Genomic DNA, 14,263 nt, shown 5'->3' on the forward strand with positions numbered 1-14,263 from the left:
GCATTGTGGGCTCATTGTGCGTCCGTCTCGGACGCGTCTTCCCAGCCCAGGTGCTGCAGCCGAGCGCGCAACCGGGAGATCTCGGTTTCCAGGTCGGCCACCAGCGCGGCCAGCTCCGGCACGGCGTCGAAATCGCGCTCCAGCGCGGCCATGCGGCAGGCCCGCTGCAGCATGGCCGCATCGAAGCACTCGGCCGCCTCGCCGGCCACGGCCTGCAGCAGGCCGGTGCTCAGGCGCGAGCGCACCCAGTCGGGCGAGAGCGCCCCCACCCGGCAGAACTCGTCCAGGCTCAACCAGGCCTCGAAGGTGGTGATGTGTCGACTCATGTCGGTGTCTCCCCGCGCTCGGCTTCGGCCGCGGCCACCTTGCGCGCATCAAAGTCCGTCAGCTCCCGGGCCATCTGCTCGTAGAGCGCCTGGGCCCGCGGGTCCAGCCCGCTGGGCAGCACCACCTGCACCACCAGTTCCAGGTCGCCCGGCGTGGCCGAGGGCAGGCCACGCCCGCGCACCGTCAGACGGCGCCCGGCCTGGGCACCGGCCGGCACCCGCACCTTGAGCGTGTGGCCATCGGGCAAGGCCACCGGCACGACGGCGCCCAGCGCCGCCTCCCAGGGGGCCACCGGCAGCCGGCCCACCAGCACGCCGTTCTCCACATGGAAGAGCGGATGCGGACGGAAACTCACTTCCAGCAGCAGATCGCCCGGCGGCTGTCCCGGCCCGCCCTGCCCGGCCAGGCGGATGAACTGGCCCGGTCGCACGCCGCGCGGGATCTGCACCTCCAGCACCCGCGAACGCATCTGCACCCGGCCCTGCGCATCCACCTCGGGATGCTGCAGGGTCAGGTGGCGCAGCCCGCCGGTGAAGGCGTCCTCCAGCGCCAGCTCGATGCGGGCGTGGCGATCCTCCCCCCGCCCGCCACCGGCGGGTCGGCGGGCATGGTGGCGCGCCGCTCCGGCACGGCCGAAGAGCTGCGAGAAGAACTCGCTGAACTCGCCCGGGTCCATCTGCTCGAAGCCGCTGCCGGAGAACTCGTAGCCGCTGTCCCAGCCTGGTGGCGGCGTGAAGTGCTCGCCGCCCTGATGGCCCTGGCCGACGTTGTCGTAGGCCGCCTTGCGCTCGGGGTCGGAGAGCACCGCATAGGCCTCGTTGACCTCGCTCATGCGGGCGGCCGCGTCCGGCTCCTTGCTCACGTCGGGGTGGTACTTGCGTGCCAGCTGCCGGTAGGCCTTCTTGATGGCCTCCGGACTGGCGTCGCGCGCCACGCCCAGCATCTGGTAGTAGTCCTTGAATTCCACGGTGTGCGTCCTCTCCCGTAGAGATGGCGGCCAGGGGCCGCCGCTTCAAGACTCAGCTTGGCACAAGCCGGCCGCGCGCGCCACCCTTCAGGGCAGCACCGCCTCGAAACGGGCGAGCCAGCGGCCCAGCGCGTTGTCGTTGCCGATGTCCAGCTTGGCAAAGAGGTTGGCCCGGTGGGTCTCGACCGAGCGCGGGCTGCATTCGGGCACCAGGGCGCGGGCGATGGCCTTGTTCGACCAGCCCAGCGCCACCCAGCGCGCCACCTCGCGCTCGCGCGGGGTCAGGCCGGCCCACAGGCTGCGGGCCTGGGCGCGCTCGGCCGCCTCGGCCAGGGCCGGCGGCAGCTTGGCCAGCAGCGCGCCGGTGTCGGGCTTGACCACCCAGTCGAAGGCGCCCTGCTTGACGGCCGCCAGCGCGGTGGGAATGTCGCCATGGCCGGACAGGAACAGCACCACCTGCGGGCTGTGGGCCGCGCGCAGGGCCTCGAAGACCTGCAGGCCGCTCAGGCCCCCCAGGCGCAGGTCCAGGATGACGCAGCCGGGCTGCTGCGGGTCCACCGCGGCCAGGAAGTCCTCGCCGCTCTCGAAGCCCTGCACCGCCAGGCCCTGCGGAAACAGCAGCATCACCAGCGAGCGGCGCACGGCCTCGTCGTCGTCGACGACATAGACGGGCAGTTGGACTTTCGGCGCGAAGGTCATGGCGGGAGTCTGAGCGTCAGGAGGCCAGGGGCAGGCTGAATTCGAACACGGCGCCACCGCCTTCGCGGGGGTGCCAGTTCAGCGCGCCGCCGTGGGCCTCGGCGATGGAGCGGCAGATCTTCAGCCCCAGGCCCAGGCCCTCGGCCTTGGTGGTGAAGAAGGGGGCGAAGAGCTGCTCGGCATGGTCGGCCGCCACACCGGGGCCGTGGTCGGCCACGCTGAAAAGCAGGCGCGCACCGTCCGCGCGGGCGCTGATCTCGATGCGCCGCCGCTCTGCCGGCTGTCCCTCCAGCGCCTGCAGGGCGTTGAGCACCAGGTTGAGCAGCAGCTGCTCGGCCAGCACGCGGTCGGCCAGCACCGGCGGCAGGTCGGCCGGCAGGGCCCGGGCCACGCGCACGCGCCGGGCGGTGATCTCGGGCTTGAGCCAGCCCAGCACGGTGTCCACCAGCTCGGCCGCGCCGAAGCGCTCGGCCAGGCCGCTGCCCTGGCGCACCATGCCGCGGATGCGGCGCACGATCTCCGAGGCCCGCTGGGCCTGGGCCCGCACGTCCTGCAGGCTCTGCACCAGCAGGTCCGGCGGGCCGCCCTGGGCCAGGGCCTGGGCCGCCGCGGCAAAGTTGGACAGGGCCATCAGCGGCTGGTTGAGCTCATGCGCGAGCGTGGAGGCCATCTCGCCCAGGCTGGCCAGGCGGGCCGCCCGCTGCAGCTGGCCTTCCTGGGCCCGCTGGCGCGCCTCGGCCCGCTTCTGCTCGGTGATGTCCACCACCGAGCTCATCCAGCCACGCTGCACGCCGTCGGCGTCGATCAGCGGGGCGGTGTAGACCATGGTGATCACGTCATGCCCGGCCTTGTGCCGCACGCGGGACTCGAAGCCGCTGGGCTCGGCCTGGCCGGCCAGCGAGGCATTGCTGTCATGCCAGTGCTTCTCCAGGTCGTCCGGGTGCCAGTAGGGGTACGGCGGGCGCTGGCCCAGCAGTTCCTCGGGCTCGTAGCCGGTCATCTGGCACAGGGCCCGGTTGACGTAGATGATGGTGCCGTCCAGGTCGCGCGCCCGCATGCCCACCAGCAGCGATTCCTCCATCGCATGGCGGAAGGCCTGGGCCTCCTGCAGCTCGCGGGTGCGGTCGGCCACCCGCTGCTCCAGCTCGCGCCGGGCGTCGCGCTGCTCAGCGTAGCGGCGCTCGCGCAGGCGCCAGTACAGCCCGCCCATCACCAGCAGGGCCATGGCCAGCGCCGCCATCGCCCAGGCCTGGTCGCGCACCTGCAGGATCTCGTCGCGGTCGGTCATCACCGTCAGCGTCCAGCCGTAGTCGGGCAGGGGCTGCGCCAGGGCCAGGAAGCTGCGGGAGCGGCCCGCGACGCGGGTCTGCAACACGAAGGCCCCCTCGGCCTCGGCCGCCTGGGTCCGCCAGGGCATGGGACTCGGCACCGTGCCATGGCCATAGGCCTCGCTGTCGCGCAGGGCGGCCTCGTCGGCTGGCGTGAGCGCGCGGGTGGTGTGGTACCGCCAATCGGGGTAGGTCGCCAGAAAGGCCACGCCATGCTCGTCCAGCAGCAGCACCGGGTCGTGCGCGCGGGCCCAGGTGGCCGCCACCTTGTCCAGCGAGAGCTTGACGATCACCACCCCCAGCACGCTGCCATGGGCCCGGATGGCCTCGGCCACGAACAGGCCCGGGTGGCCGGTGGTCAGGCCCACGCCGTAGAACAGGCCGGTGCCGCCCTGCAGCGCCCGGGTGAAGTAGGGCCGGCGCGCATAGTTGCGGCCGACGAAGCTCTCCGGCGTGCCGGCATTGCTGGCCGCCAGCGCATTGCCGGCCGGGTCCATCACGTAGACGGCCAGGGCATCGGCCCGGCGGCCGATCTCGGCCAGGTCCTCGTTCACGCGCGCGCGCAGGGCCGCGTCGCCGGGCGTGGCCAGCAGCGCGCGCACCGCCGGCTGGCGGGCCACCACGGCCGGCAGGTAGCTGTACTTGCCGATGATGCCGCGCAGGCCCAGGGCGTGCAGGTCCTGGGCCGAATGCAGGGCCGCCAGGCGCTGGTCCGTCTCGTGACGCACGGTCCACCAGCCCGCCAGCCACACCGGCACCGACGCCAGCAGGAGCAGCAGCAGCCAGCGCCCCCAACGGCGAGAGCGGGAGGCGACGGGAGCAGCGGCCGGGGACACGGAGACGGACATGGACGGCCGTCATCTTGGCAGATGGTGGCCGTCAGCGCGGAGGGCAAGCACCCATCTCCGTAAATCTACGCAGAGCGTTCCGGGCGCGCTTGCGGATGCCCCCGCGTCCCGGGCTCGACACACTCGAACCCGGGCACGGCCGCAGGGGCGGACGTGCATTCGCCGTACCGAGGAGACAAATCCATGCCCCCCGCCACCACCCTGGACGCCGGCCGCGCGCCCACCACCCCCACCACACCGGCAGCCGACGAGGCCATCTCCCTGAAGCGCCTGAAGGCCATCATCGTCGGCTCCATCGGCAACCTGGTCGAGTGGTACGACTTCTACGCCTACTCGGCCTTCGCGCTGTACTTCGCCTCGTCCTTCTTTCCCAAGGAGGACCCGACCGCGCAGATGCTGTCCACCGCGGGCATCTTCGCGCTGGGCTTCTTCGTGCGGCCGATCGGCGGCCTGCTGTTCGGCTACATCGGTGACCACCTGGGCCGCCGCACCGCGCTGATGGCCTCGGTGCTGCTGATGTGCGGCGGCTCGCTGCTGATCGCCTGCGCACCCACTTATGCCAGCGTGGGCGCGCTGGCCCCGGTGCTGCTGCTGCTGGCCCGCCTGCTGCAGGGCCTGAGCCTGGGCGGCGAGTACGGCTCCAGCGCCACCTACCTGTCGGAGATGGCCACCTCCAAGCACCGCGGCTTCTACGCCAGCTTCCAGTACGTCACGCTGATCGGCGGCCAGCTCACCGCCCTGGTGCTGCTGCTGGTGCTGCAGCACCTGTTGCTCACGCCCGAGGAACTCAAGGCCTGGGGCTGGCGCATCCCCTTCTTCGTCGGCGCCGGCCTGGCCCTGACGGCGCTGTGGATGCGGCGCGACCTGCCGGAAACGGCGTCTTTCGAGAAGGCCAAGGCCCGCTCGGCCGGCCAGAAGATGGGCGGCCTGCGCCAGCTGATGCAGTACCCGCGCGAATGCGCCATCGTGGTCGGCCTGACCATGGGCGGCACGCTGGCCTTCTACGTCTACACCACCTACATGCAGAAGTTCCTGAAGCTGTCGGTGGGCCTGACCGACACCCAGACCACCGCCGTCTCGGCCGCCAGCCTGGTCTTCGCGCTGTTGCTGCAGCCGCTGTACGGCATGCTGTCGGACAAGATCGGCCGCCGACCGCTGCTGGTGGGCTTTGCCCTGCTGGGCACCCTGCTGACGGTGCCGCTGATGACCGCCATCCAGCACGCCCAGGGCCCCTGGGAGGCCTTTGCGCTGATCGCCTGCGCCTGGCTGATCGTCTCGGGCTACACCTCGATCAACGCGGTGGTGAAGGCCGAGCTGTTCCCGGCGGCCATCCGCGCCACCGGCGTGGGCGTGCCCTATGCCTTCGCGGTGTCGGTGTTCGGTGGCACGGCCGAGTACATCGCCCTGTGGTTCAAGCAGGGCGGCCATGAATCGGGCTTCTACTGGTACGCCAGCGCGGTGATCGGCTGCACCCTGCTGGTCAACCTGCTGATGCGGGACACGAAGAAGACCTCGCAGATCGACGCCGAGCAGAAGGCCTGATCGTTCCGGGCACCTGAAGAAAAAGGCCCGGCACCTCACGGTGCCGGGCCTTTTTGCATGCCGCGTCGCGCCGCGAGGGCTCAGCGCAGGTTGCCGGTGTGGCCCAGAGAGTAGCGACCCGGCAGCGGCCAGACGGTCAGGCCGTGCGGCTCCTGGCCCACCTTGATCTTGTCCACCGCGCCGGTGCTGGTGCTGATGCGGTAGACCACATCGTCGAAGCGGCCCGACAGCCACAGCCACTGGCCATCGGCGCTGACATTGCCCATGTCGGGGCTGCCGCCGCCGGGAATGGGCCACTGGGCGACGATCTTCTCGCTGGCGAAATCGATGACGGTGACGCTGCCCGCGCCCTTGGGCTTGCCGTGGATCTTGTGCGAGCCGCGGTTGGCCACATAGAGCTTGCTGCCGTCGCGGCTGGGATACAGGCCATGGGCGGCCACGCCGGTGGCGATGAAGCCGATCTCGGTGAAGGTGGCGGCGTCGATCACGTGCACACCGTCGGCCTCCATGTCGGCCACGAAGTAGCGCTTGCCATTGGGCGAGATGCGGATGTCCTGCGGCATGCCCTTCTGGGCCGAGCAGATCTCGCTGCCGGGCGGGCCGCCATCCACCGGGCCGGCGGCCTTGAAGCGGGTGGAGGGCATCTTCAGCTTCAGGTAGCCCAGCACCTGGCGGTTGATCAGATCGATCCGCGCCACGCTGCCCTGGAATTCGCAGGTGAACAGGGCCTCACGCCCGTCGATGGAGAAATCGGCGTGGTTGATGCCGCCGCACTGCGGCACGTCGATGCTGTACTGCATCGCCAGGGTCTTGGGATCGCGGAAGTCCAGGCGATGCCGGGCCTCGGCCACCACGATGGCGGACTTGCCATCGGGCGTGAAGTACAGGTTGTAGGGGTCGTCCACCTCCACCGATTCGCCCGGCTTGCCGGTGCGAGGGTCGATGGGGGTCAGGCTGCCGTCGGTGCGGCGCTCGGCGTTGTTGGCCACCCACAGGGTGCGCAGGTCCCACGAGGGCACGATGTGCTGCGGGCCGCGGCCGACCTTGAAAGTGTCCACCACCTTGAGCGTGGCCGGATCGATCACCGACACGCTGTTGCCGCGCAGATTGGGCACATAGACGCGCGGCAGATCGCCCTGGAGCGCCGGGCTGACGCGGCCGGTGGCGGTTTCGCTGTAGAGGTTGGCCGGGTTCACCACCCGGGGCATGCCCGGCACGGTGACGACAGCGGCCGCCGCGGGCGCGGCAGCCGGCGCAGCGGCGTGGGCGTACAGGGCTGCGGCGGCCGCAGTGGCCCCCAGCAACGCACCCGCCCAGCGCAGGCGGCGTGTCGAGACGGTCGAAGAGATCAAGAGAACGTCCTGGGAAAGAAGGCGGGTGATCGATTCGGCGACCGATCGGTCAACGGGTGGGAGAGGACACCGGAGGCAACTGCGCACGCAGCGCCGCGACCGAAGTGTCGATGATGTGGCGAATGCCGGGCTGACCCAGCGCAGACGTGGCCCGTGCGGGCTGACCCCGCACGCCATCGGCGCCATGGTCGATGCCGGCGCCACGCAGTCGATCGACACGCACCAGCGAGGGATCGACCGCCATCATCAGCGCGGTGTCGGCCAGACCGGCGTGCAGGCCGATCTCGGCCTCGGAGAAGCCCTGGGCCTTGAGCATGCCGTTGAAGTCCTCGGCGGCGCGGTAATACCCGGTCAGGGCGACCACGGCCGGCCCGCCGCTGCCGCCCTTCCACTCCTTGTTCAGACGGTTGGCCACGACCTCCAGGCTGTGCTGGTAGCCGCCGTGGTCGCCCAGGAACACGACATGGCGGAAGCCGTGCTGGTGGAAGCTGCGGGCCGCCCCTTCCAGCACGCCCTCGAAGACCGGCGTGGGGATAGAGATGGTGCCGGTGAAGCGCATGTGACCCTGCGGCGGCGTGACCGTGCCCTCGGGCACATAGGCCAGCACCGGGGCCACCACGGCCCGGCCCCAGGCCCGGGCGATCTCGTCGGCCAGGTGGTGCACCCGCACGTTGTGCTTGCCCAGCGCCATGTGCGGACCGCTTTGCTCGGTGCCGCCCACGGGGACCAGCACGGTGTCCACGCCGGCGGCCTGCCGAGCCGCCAGTTCGGTGGTCGTCAGGGCCTCCAGATCGACCGACTGTCCCGGTGCGACCGAGGCGCCCGGCTGGGCGGCGGCCGTCAGGCATCCGAAGGAAAAACCCAGCGCGCCAAGCGCCGCAGGGAACCGCCGTAGAAAAGTGAGGAACAAATGCATATGTGCTGCCAGAGGCTCCATTGTCGCCGGCCCCGCAGGGGGTAGACCACGAGGCAGCGTCCGCGCGACACTGGGCGTGAAGGATTCACCGACAGCGCACACCACTTCGTCTCATCCCAACGGAGGCACCATGAGCCAAGTTGACCGCCTGATCGAACAACACATCCTGGAGTCCGAGTCGCACCTGCGTCACATTGACGAGTTGATGGACCAGGCGCGCGAGACGAGCGCCCCCCTGCATCCCGCCCTGCAGGCCCGGCTCAGCGAAATCGACCAGATGCGCCAGGCCGTCGCCGACGACCTGGCCGGCCTGCGCATGGACACCGGCAGCGGGGATCCGGTTCAGGTGCGCAGCACGCTGCAGACCCTCGGTGCCGAGTTGGAGAAAGCCCTGGCGGCGGTGATGGACACCGGCCGCCACTGAGACGGCCTCAGGGCCGGCCCGTCACCGAAGCCGCCGTCTGCCCGAACAGCAGCTTCTTGCCGGCCTCGGTGACCGCCGAACGGCCGCTGAAAGGCTCGGTCTGCGCCACGGCATAGGCCCGCACCGTGGCCGGCCGCGCCGCCACCTCGGCGAACCAGCGCGACAGGTGCGGAAAGTCGGCCAGGCGCTGCTGCTGCCGCTCCCAGGGCACGATCCAGGGGTAGATCGCCATGTCGGCGATGGTGTAGGCCTCCCCCGCGACGAAAGGCACCAAGGCCAGGCGCCGGTCCAGCACGCCGTAGAGACGGTTGGTCTCCTTGACGTAGCGCTCGATGGCGTAGGGGATTTTCTCGGGCGCGTAGATCCCGAAGTGGTGGTTCTGCCCGGCCATGGGCCCCAGGCCGCCAACCTGCCAGAACAGCCATTCCAGCACCGCCTTGCGACCGCGCAGATCGGCCGGCAGGAAGGCGCCGTGCTTTTCCGCCAGGTACATCAGGATGGCGCCGGACTCGAACAGGCTCAGCGGCTCGCCGCCATCGGCCGGCGCCGGGTCCACCAGAGCCGGCATGCGGTTGTTGGGCGCGATGGCCAGGAATTCGGGCTTGAACTGATCTCCGGCGCTGATATTCACCGGATGGATCTCGTAGGGCTGGCCGAGTTCTTCGAGCAGCATCGTGATCTTGTGGCCGTTGGGCGTGGGCCAGTAGTGCAGCGCATAGGGGGGCGAGGCAAGGGACATGATGACCTTTCTGGATGCGAGGATCCGCCGCTGTGACGCGGGAGTGCTCCATTCTGGGACGTCTGCAATGGCCCTGGTACAGCCAGGTCCAGGGTTCGGCCGCTACCCCGGAACCAGCGGGCTTTCTACACTGAATCCGAAGCGGCGCCCCTGCCGCTGCAAGGATCCGTGATGCCTCCCGTTTCACCCCGATTGAAGCTCCTGAGCGCCGCGCTGCTGGCGGGCGCCTGCCTGACGCCCGCCTGGGCCGGCCCCCATGCCTATGTGCCCAACGAGGGCTCCGGCACCCTCAGCGTGATCGACACCGAGACCGACCAGGTCGTGGCCGAGATCCCCGCCGGCAAGAAGCCGCGCGGCACGGTGGTCACCCCCGATGCGCGCACCGCCTTCGTCACCGACCAGCCCGCCGGCGCGCTGAACGTGGTGGACCTGGTGGCCGGCAAGCTGGTGGGCAGCATCCCGCTGGGCACCTCGCCCGAGGGCGCCGGCATCTCGGCCGATGGCCGCTGGGTGGCCGCCGCGGTCGAGGAAGGCAACGAGGTGATGTTCATCGACACCGCCACCCGGCAGAAGGTGTTCGAGGTCAAGGTCAAGGGCCGAAACCCCGAGCACGCGGTGTTCTCGCCCGATGGCAAGACGGTGATCGTCAGTGCCGAGGAAGGCGAGGCGGTGGACGTGATCGACTTCGCCAGCCGCAGCGAGCTGACCCAGATCCCGGTGGGCGCGCGGCCGCGCGGCATGGGCTTCTCGCCCGATGGCAAGTTCGCCTGGGTGGCGGCCGAGACGGCCAGCGAGGTCTACAAGATCGACACCGCGAGCTGGAAGATCGTGGGCCAGGTGAAGGTCGGCCTGCGCAGCAACGGCATCGTGGTGCACCCGGACGGCCAGCGGGTCTTCGTCTCCAACGGCGGCGACCACAACGTGATGGTCATCGACACCCGGACGCTGGCGGTGCAGGCCACCATCCCGGTGGGCCAGCGGCCCTGGAACATGGCGCTCACCCCCGACGGCCAGAAACTCTACGTGGCCTGTGGCCGTTCGGGCGCGGTCTCGGTCATCGACCTGACGAAGAACGAGAAGATCAAGGACATCCCGGTGGGCAAGCTGCCCTGGGGCGTGGCCATCCGCTGACGCGAGCACCAAAGCAAAGGGCGGTCCGAGGACCGCCCTTTTTCATGGCCGAACCGCGGTTCAGCGCTGCATCACAGCACCCAGCCCACGTGGGCCGGCACCTGGCCGTCGACCGCCATCATCACGCTCAGGGCGGAGATGGTGATGGTCGAGAACAGGAAGACCTGGCGGGCCCAGCGGCGGTCGTCCACCGCCGGCTGGTAGCCGGCCAGCGCCATCTTCAGCCACCACAGGCTGGTGGCCACCGCCACCGCCAGGTAGCCGTAGCCGGCGTAGCCGCCCACCACCAGCAGCACGGTCGCCGCGGCAAAGGCCAGGATGTAGAGCACGATCTGGCGCTTGGCCTCGGAGATGCCTCGCACCACCGGCAGCACCGGGATCTGGGCCGCTTCATAGTCCTTGAAGCGGAAGATCGCGATGGCGTAGGAGTGTGGCATCTGCCACAGGCAGAACATCAGCAGCAGGATCAGCGCGCCGGTGTCGAAGCGGCCGCTGGCGGCGCAGTAGCCCGCCACCGGCGGCACCGCCCCCGACAGGCTGCCCACCACCGTGCCGTAGACCGAGCGGCGCTTCATCCACAGGCTGTAGACGCCCACGTAGATGAAGTAGCCGAAGGCCGCGCAGGCCGTGGCCAGCGCGTTGGTCCACAGCGCCAGGGTGGCGAAGCCCGCCACACCCAGCAGCAGGCCATGCGCGAAGGCCGCCTTCACACTCATCGCGCCGGTCACCAGCACCCGCTTCTGGGTGCGGGCCATGCGGCTGTCGATGTCGCGGTCGATGCAGTTGTTGATCGCGCAACCCGAGGCCACCACCAGCGACAGGCCGATCGCCGTGGCCAGCATCAGCCCCCAGTCCAGGGTGTGGCCCTGGCTGGCGAGCAGAAAGCCGCCGAAGGTGGCGATCAGGTTGCCGCCCGTGATGCCGGGCTTGGTGACCTGGAGGTAACGGCTGAGCTTCAAGTCGGCCTCGCTCAGCGCAGCATCAGCGCGTCGGCGGTGGTGATGATCCAGATCGACAGACCCACCAGCAGCACGATCACCATCGCCGTGAAGGCGAAGGAGAAGGTGTTGACCCGGCCGGATTCGGTCGTGAAGTTCAGGTGCAGGAAGTACTTCAGGTGCACCAGGATCTGCACCACCGCGAAGATCAGGATGCCGGCCGTGGCCGCCGAGGCGGTGAAGTGGCCGCTCATCACGATCCAGAACGGGATGGCCGTCAGGATCACGGACAGCGCGAAGCCGACCAGGTAGCTCTTGACGCTGCCATGGTCCTCGGCGGCGTGTTCATGCGAAGCGGCGCTCATCACAGCACTCCCTTCAGGTAGACGACGGTGAAGACGCAGATCCAGACGATGTCCAGGAAGTGCCAGAACAGGCTCAGGCAGCTCAGGCGCGTCATCAGGCGATCGCTCAGGCCGGACTTGACGGTCTCGATCATCAGGATCGCCATCCAGATCAGGCCCGAGGTCACGTGCAGACCGTGCAGACCCACCAGGCCGAAGAAGGCCGACAGGAAGGCGCTGACCTGCGGGCCGTGGCCCTCCTCGATCATGTGGTGGAACTCGTTGACTTCCATCCCGATGAAGACCGCGCCGAAGACGAAGGTCAGGGCCAGCCAGGCCAGCACGCCCGACTTGTTCTTCTTGTGGCCGGCGATCATCGCGAAGCCGTAGGTGATGGAGCTCAGCAGCAGGGCCGCCGTTTCCACCATCACATAGGGCAGGTCGAAGATCTCGCGGCCCATCGGGCCGGTGGCCACGTTCCGGTACAGCACCGCATAGCCCGCGAACGCCGTCGCGAACAGGATGCAGTCGGTCATCAGGTAGAGCCAGAAGCCCAGCACCGTCTGGGAACCGGTGTCGTGGTGCTCGTGCTCGTCGTGCGCGCCGTGCGCGTGCTCAGCAACGTAGGTGCTCATGTCGGTTCACTCGCTCTCAGGCCGTGGCCACGCCGGCGCTGCCGGGCAGGGCCTGGCCGTCGGCCTGGGGTTGCACACCAGCCTGGGCCGCGCGCACCTTGGCCAGGTGGGCGTTCTCGGTGGCCAGGATCTCGTCGGGCTGGATGTAGAAGTCCTTGTCCGGGTCGTAGGCGCGGCCCAGGGTGCCGGCCACGATGCCCAGCAGACCCACGATGGCCAGCCACCAGATGTGCCAGATCAGCGCGAAGCCCATGGCCAGCGTGAACAGGCCGATGACCACGCCCCAGGGGGTGTTCTTGGGCATGTGGATCGGCGCGTACTTGGCCGGCTGCTGGTAGGCCACGCCCTTCTCCTTCATGTCGGTCCAGGCGTCCACGTCATGCACCGTGGGGATCACGGCGAAGTTGTAGGCCGGCGGCGGCGAGGAGGTGGACCACTCCAGGGTGTGGCCGTTCCAGGGGTCGCCCGACAGGTCCAGGGCCTGGGCCTGCTTGCGCTGCATCAGGCTGACGGCCAGCTGCAGCAGCTGGAAGGCGATGCCCAGGGCGATCAGCGCGGCACCGACGGCGGCCACGTACAGGTACGGGGTCCACAGCGGGTTGTCGGTGTGGTTCAGGCGACGGGTCATGCCCAGGAAGCCCAGGGCATACAGCGGCATGAAGGCGATGAAGAAGCCGATCTGCCAGCACCAGAAGGCGGCCTTGCCCAGGGTGGGGTTCAGCTTGAAGCCGAACACCTTGGGGAACCAGAAGGCGAAGCCGGCCAGGTAGCCGAACACCGCGCCACCGATGATGGTGTTGTGGAAGTGGGCGATCAGGAACAGGCTGTTGTGCAGCACGAAGTCCGCGCCCGGCACGGCCATCAGCACGCCGGTCATGCCGCCGATCGAGAAGGTCACCATCGCACCCAGGATCCAGAAGATCGGGGGTTCGAAGCGCAGGCGGCCGCGGTAGATGGTGAACAGCCAGTTGAACAGCTTCACGCCGGTGGGCACCGAGATGACCATCGTGGCGATGCCGAAGAAGGCGTTCACGTCGGCGCCGGAGCCCATCGTGAAGAAGTGGTGCAGCCAGACCATGAAGCCCAGCACCGAGATCACGCCGGAGGCGATGATCATCGAGGTGTGGCCGAACAGGCGCTTGCCGGTGAAGGTGGAGACCACTTCCGAGAAGATGCCGAACGCCGGCAGGACCAGGATGTACACCTCAGGGTGACCCCAGGCCCAGAACAGGTTCAGGTACATCATCGCGTTGCCGCCGGCATCCGCGGTGAAGAAGTGGAAGCCCAGGTAGCGATCCAGGCTCAGCATGGCCAGGGCGCCGGTCAGGATCGGGAACGAGGCGACGATCAGCACGTTGGCCCAGGTGCAGGTCCAGGTGAAGATCGGCATCTGCATCAGCTTCATGCCGGGGGCACGCATCTTCCACACGGTCACCAGGAAGTTGACCGCGGTCAGCGTGGTGCCGATGCCGGAGATCTGCAGGGCCCAGGTGTAGTAGTCCACCCCCACGTCCGGGCTGAAGCCCAGCTCGGCCAGCGGCGGATAGGCCACCCAGCCGGTGCGGGCGAAGTTGCCCACGCCCAGCGACAGGTTCACCAGCGCCGCGCCCGCCACCAGCAGCCAGAACGACAGCGAGTTCAGGAAGGGGAAGGCCACGTCACGCGCGCCGATCTGCAGCGGCACCACGATGTTCATCAGGCCCGTCATGAACGGCATGGCCATGAAGATGATCATGATCACGCCGTGGGCGGTGAAGATCTGGTCGTAGTGTTCCGGCGGGAAGATGCCGAGGTTGCCCCCGGTGGCCATGGCCAGCTGGCCACGCATCATCGCGGCGTCGGCGAAGCCGCGCAGCAGCATCACCATGGCGACGATGATGTACATCACGCCGATCTTCTTGTGGTCCACCGAGGTGAGCCACTCACGCCACAGGTAGCCCCACTTGCCGTACTTGGTGATCAGGGCGACGATCACCAGCCCCAGCAGGCCGGCCCCGGTCAGCGTGCCCATGATGATGGGCTCGTGCAGGGGAACGGCGTCCAGGCTCAGCTTGCCCAAAAACGTCGACATCG

At 69.2% G+C, this 14,263-nt stretch carries 14 protein-coding genes; 3 read left to right on the forward strand and 11 right to left on the reverse strand.

Annotated elements, in window-relative coordinates; translation table 11 throughout:
* Nucleotides 1-11: 11 nt before the first annotated feature.
* From LRM40_RS14595 to LRM40_RS14610, 4 genes are all read right to left on the reverse strand, one after another.
* A complete protein-coding gene (locus tag LRM40_RS14595; RefSeq protein ID WP_151125663.1) occupies nucleotides 12-326 on the reverse strand; it encodes a MerR family transcriptional regulator in 315 nt (104 codons plus the stop codon).
* On the reverse strand, nucleotides 323-1,294 hold the full coding sequence (locus LRM40_RS14600) for a DnaJ C-terminal domain-containing protein (protein ID WP_151125664.1): 972 nt from the start codon (nucleotides 1,292-1,294) through the stop codon (nucleotides 323-325). The genes LRM40_RS14595 and LRM40_RS14600 overlap by 4 nt, the downstream gene beginning before the upstream one ends.
* Before the next feature lie 87 nt (nucleotides 1,295-1,381).
* Nucleotides 1,382-1,993: a response regulator transcription factor gene (locus LRM40_RS14605; protein ID WP_151125665.1), complete on the reverse strand. Its 612-nt coding sequence runs from the start codon at nucleotides 1,991-1,993 to the stop codon at nucleotides 1,382-1,384.
* A gap of 16 nt (nucleotides 1,994-2,009) precedes the next feature.
* Nucleotides 2,010-4,169 (reverse strand): PAS domain S-box protein, encoded by a 2,160-nt coding sequence (locus LRM40_RS14610; protein ID WP_151125666.1) that lies wholly within the window; start codon nucleotides 4,167-4,169, stop codon nucleotides 2,010-2,012.
* 183 nt (nucleotides 4,170-4,352) lie between these two features.
* Between LRM40_RS14610 and LRM40_RS14615 the strand changes: the two genes are divergently transcribed.
* Nucleotides 4,353-5,711 (forward strand): MFS transporter, encoded by a 1,359-nt coding sequence (locus LRM40_RS14615; protein ID WP_151125667.1) that lies wholly within the window; start codon nucleotides 4,353-4,355, stop codon nucleotides 5,709-5,711.
* 80 nt (nucleotides 5,712-5,791) lie between these two features.
* On the opposite strand, the gene LRM40_RS14620 is transcribed toward LRM40_RS14615, so the two are convergent.
* Together LRM40_RS14620 and LRM40_RS14625 are read right to left on the reverse strand one after the other, a co-directional pair.
* Complete coding sequence (locus tag LRM40_RS14620) at nucleotides 5,792-7,063, reverse strand: YncE family protein (protein ID WP_170288967.1); 1,272 nt, start codon at nucleotides 7,061-7,063, stop codon at nucleotides 5,792-5,794.
* Between the two features lie 49 nt (nucleotides 7,064-7,112).
* On the reverse strand, nucleotides 7,113-7,979 hold the full coding sequence (locus LRM40_RS14625) for a creatininase family protein (RefSeq protein WP_151125669.1): 867 nt from the start codon (nucleotides 7,977-7,979) through the stop codon (nucleotides 7,113-7,115).
* A gap of 130 nt (nucleotides 7,980-8,109) precedes the next feature.
* Here LRM40_RS14625 and LRM40_RS14630 point away from each other — a divergent pair, with 130 nt between their 5' ends.
* Nucleotides 8,110-8,403 (forward strand): hypothetical protein, encoded by a 294-nt coding sequence (locus LRM40_RS14630; protein ID WP_151125670.1) that lies wholly within the window; start codon nucleotides 8,110-8,112, stop codon nucleotides 8,401-8,403.
* A 7-nt stretch (nucleotides 8,404-8,410) separates the two neighbouring features.
* Here the strand turns inward: LRM40_RS14630 and LRM40_RS14635 are convergent, their stop codons facing one another.
* Nucleotides 8,411-9,142 carry a glutathione S-transferase N-terminal domain-containing protein gene (locus tag LRM40_RS14635; RefSeq protein ID WP_151125671.1) on the reverse strand — a complete coding sequence of 244 codons (732 nt, stop codon included), beginning with the start codon at nucleotides 9,140-9,142 and terminating at the stop codon, nucleotides 8,411-8,413.
* 171 nt (nucleotides 9,143-9,313) lie between these two features.
* Here LRM40_RS14635 and LRM40_RS14640 point away from each other — a divergent pair, with 171 nt between their 5' ends.
* Nucleotides 9,314-10,273, forward strand: coding sequence for a YVTN family beta-propeller repeat protein (locus LRM40_RS14640; RefSeq protein WP_151125672.1), 960 nt, complete (start codon nucleotides 9,314-9,316; stop codon nucleotides 10,271-10,273).
* Nucleotides 10,274-10,344: 71 nt separating this feature from the next.
* Here LRM40_RS14640 and cyoE read toward each other — a convergent pair whose 3' ends face one another.
* The 4 genes from cyoE to cyoB are packed head-to-tail and all read right to left on the reverse strand — an operon-like array spanning nucleotide 10,345 to nucleotide 14,261.
* Nucleotides 10,345-11,232: a heme o synthase gene (gene cyoE, locus LRM40_RS14645; RefSeq protein WP_151125673.1), complete on the reverse strand. Its 888-nt coding sequence runs from the start codon at nucleotides 11,230-11,232 to the stop codon at nucleotides 10,345-10,347.
* 11 nt (nucleotides 11,233-11,243) lie between these two features.
* Complete coding sequence (gene cyoD, locus LRM40_RS14650; protein WP_151125674.1) at nucleotides 11,244-11,576, reverse strand: cytochrome o ubiquinol oxidase subunit IV; 333 nt, start codon at nucleotides 11,574-11,576, stop codon at nucleotides 11,244-11,246.
* Nucleotides 11,576-12,190 (reverse strand): cytochrome o ubiquinol oxidase subunit III, encoded by a 615-nt coding sequence (gene cyoC, locus LRM40_RS14655; RefSeq protein WP_022980212.1) that lies wholly within the window; start codon nucleotides 12,188-12,190, stop codon nucleotides 11,576-11,578. Before cyoC ends, cyoD begins: the two co-directional genes overlap by 1 nt.
* 16 nt (nucleotides 12,191-12,206) lie before the next feature.
* Entirely contained in the window at nucleotides 12,207-14,261 is a 2,055-nt protein-coding gene (gene cyoB, locus LRM40_RS14660; RefSeq protein WP_151125675.1) for a cytochrome o ubiquinol oxidase subunit I, read from the reverse strand.
* Between the last annotated feature and the right edge of the window lie 2 nt (nucleotides 14,262-14,263).

The organism is Ideonella dechloratans (genome assembly GCF_021049305.1).
Classification (GTDB): Bacteria; Pseudomonadota; Gammaproteobacteria; order Burkholderiales; family Burkholderiaceae_C; genus Ideonella; species Ideonella dechloratans.

Coding starts and splice junctions, on each gene's coding strand:
- LRM40_RS14595 (WP_151125663.1), bottom strand. CDS start 326: ATGAGTCGACACATCACCACCTTCGAGGCCTGGTTGAGCCTGGACGAG.
- LRM40_RS14605 (WP_151125665.1), bottom strand. CDS start 1,993: ATGACCTTCGCGCCGAAAGTCCAACTGCCCGTCTATGTCGTCGACGAC.
- LRM40_RS14610 (WP_151125666.1), bottom strand. CDS start 4,169: ATGTCCGTCTCCGTGTCCCCGGCCGCTGCTCCCGTCGCCTCCCGCTCT.
- LRM40_RS14615 (WP_151125667.1), top strand. CDS start 4,353: ATGCCCCCCGCCACCACCCTGGACGCCGGCCGCGCGCCCACCACCCCC.
- LRM40_RS14625 (WP_151125669.1), bottom strand. CDS start 7,979: ATGCATTTGTTCCTCACTTTTCTACGGCGGTTCCCTGCGGCGCTTGGC.
- LRM40_RS14630 (WP_151125670.1), top strand. CDS start 8,110: ATGAGCCAAGTTGACCGCCTGATCGAACAACACATCCTGGAGTCCGAG.
- LRM40_RS14635 (WP_151125671.1), bottom strand. CDS start 9,142: ATGTCCCTTGCCTCGCCCCCCTATGCGCTGCACTACTGGCCCACGCCC.
- LRM40_RS14640 (WP_151125672.1), top strand. CDS start 9,314: ATGCCTCCCGTTTCACCCCGATTGAAGCTCCTGAGCGCCGCGCTGCTG.
- cyoD (WP_151125674.1), bottom strand. CDS start 11,576: ATGAGCGCCGCTTCGCATGAACACGCCGCCGAGGACCATGGCAGCGTC.
- cyoC (WP_022980212.1), bottom strand. CDS start 12,190: ATGAGCACCTACGTTGCTGAGCACGCGCACGGCGCGCACGACGAGCAC.
- cyoB (WP_151125675.1), bottom strand. CDS start 14,261: ATGTCGACGTTTTTGGGCAAGCTGAGCCTGGACGCCGTTCCCCTGCAC.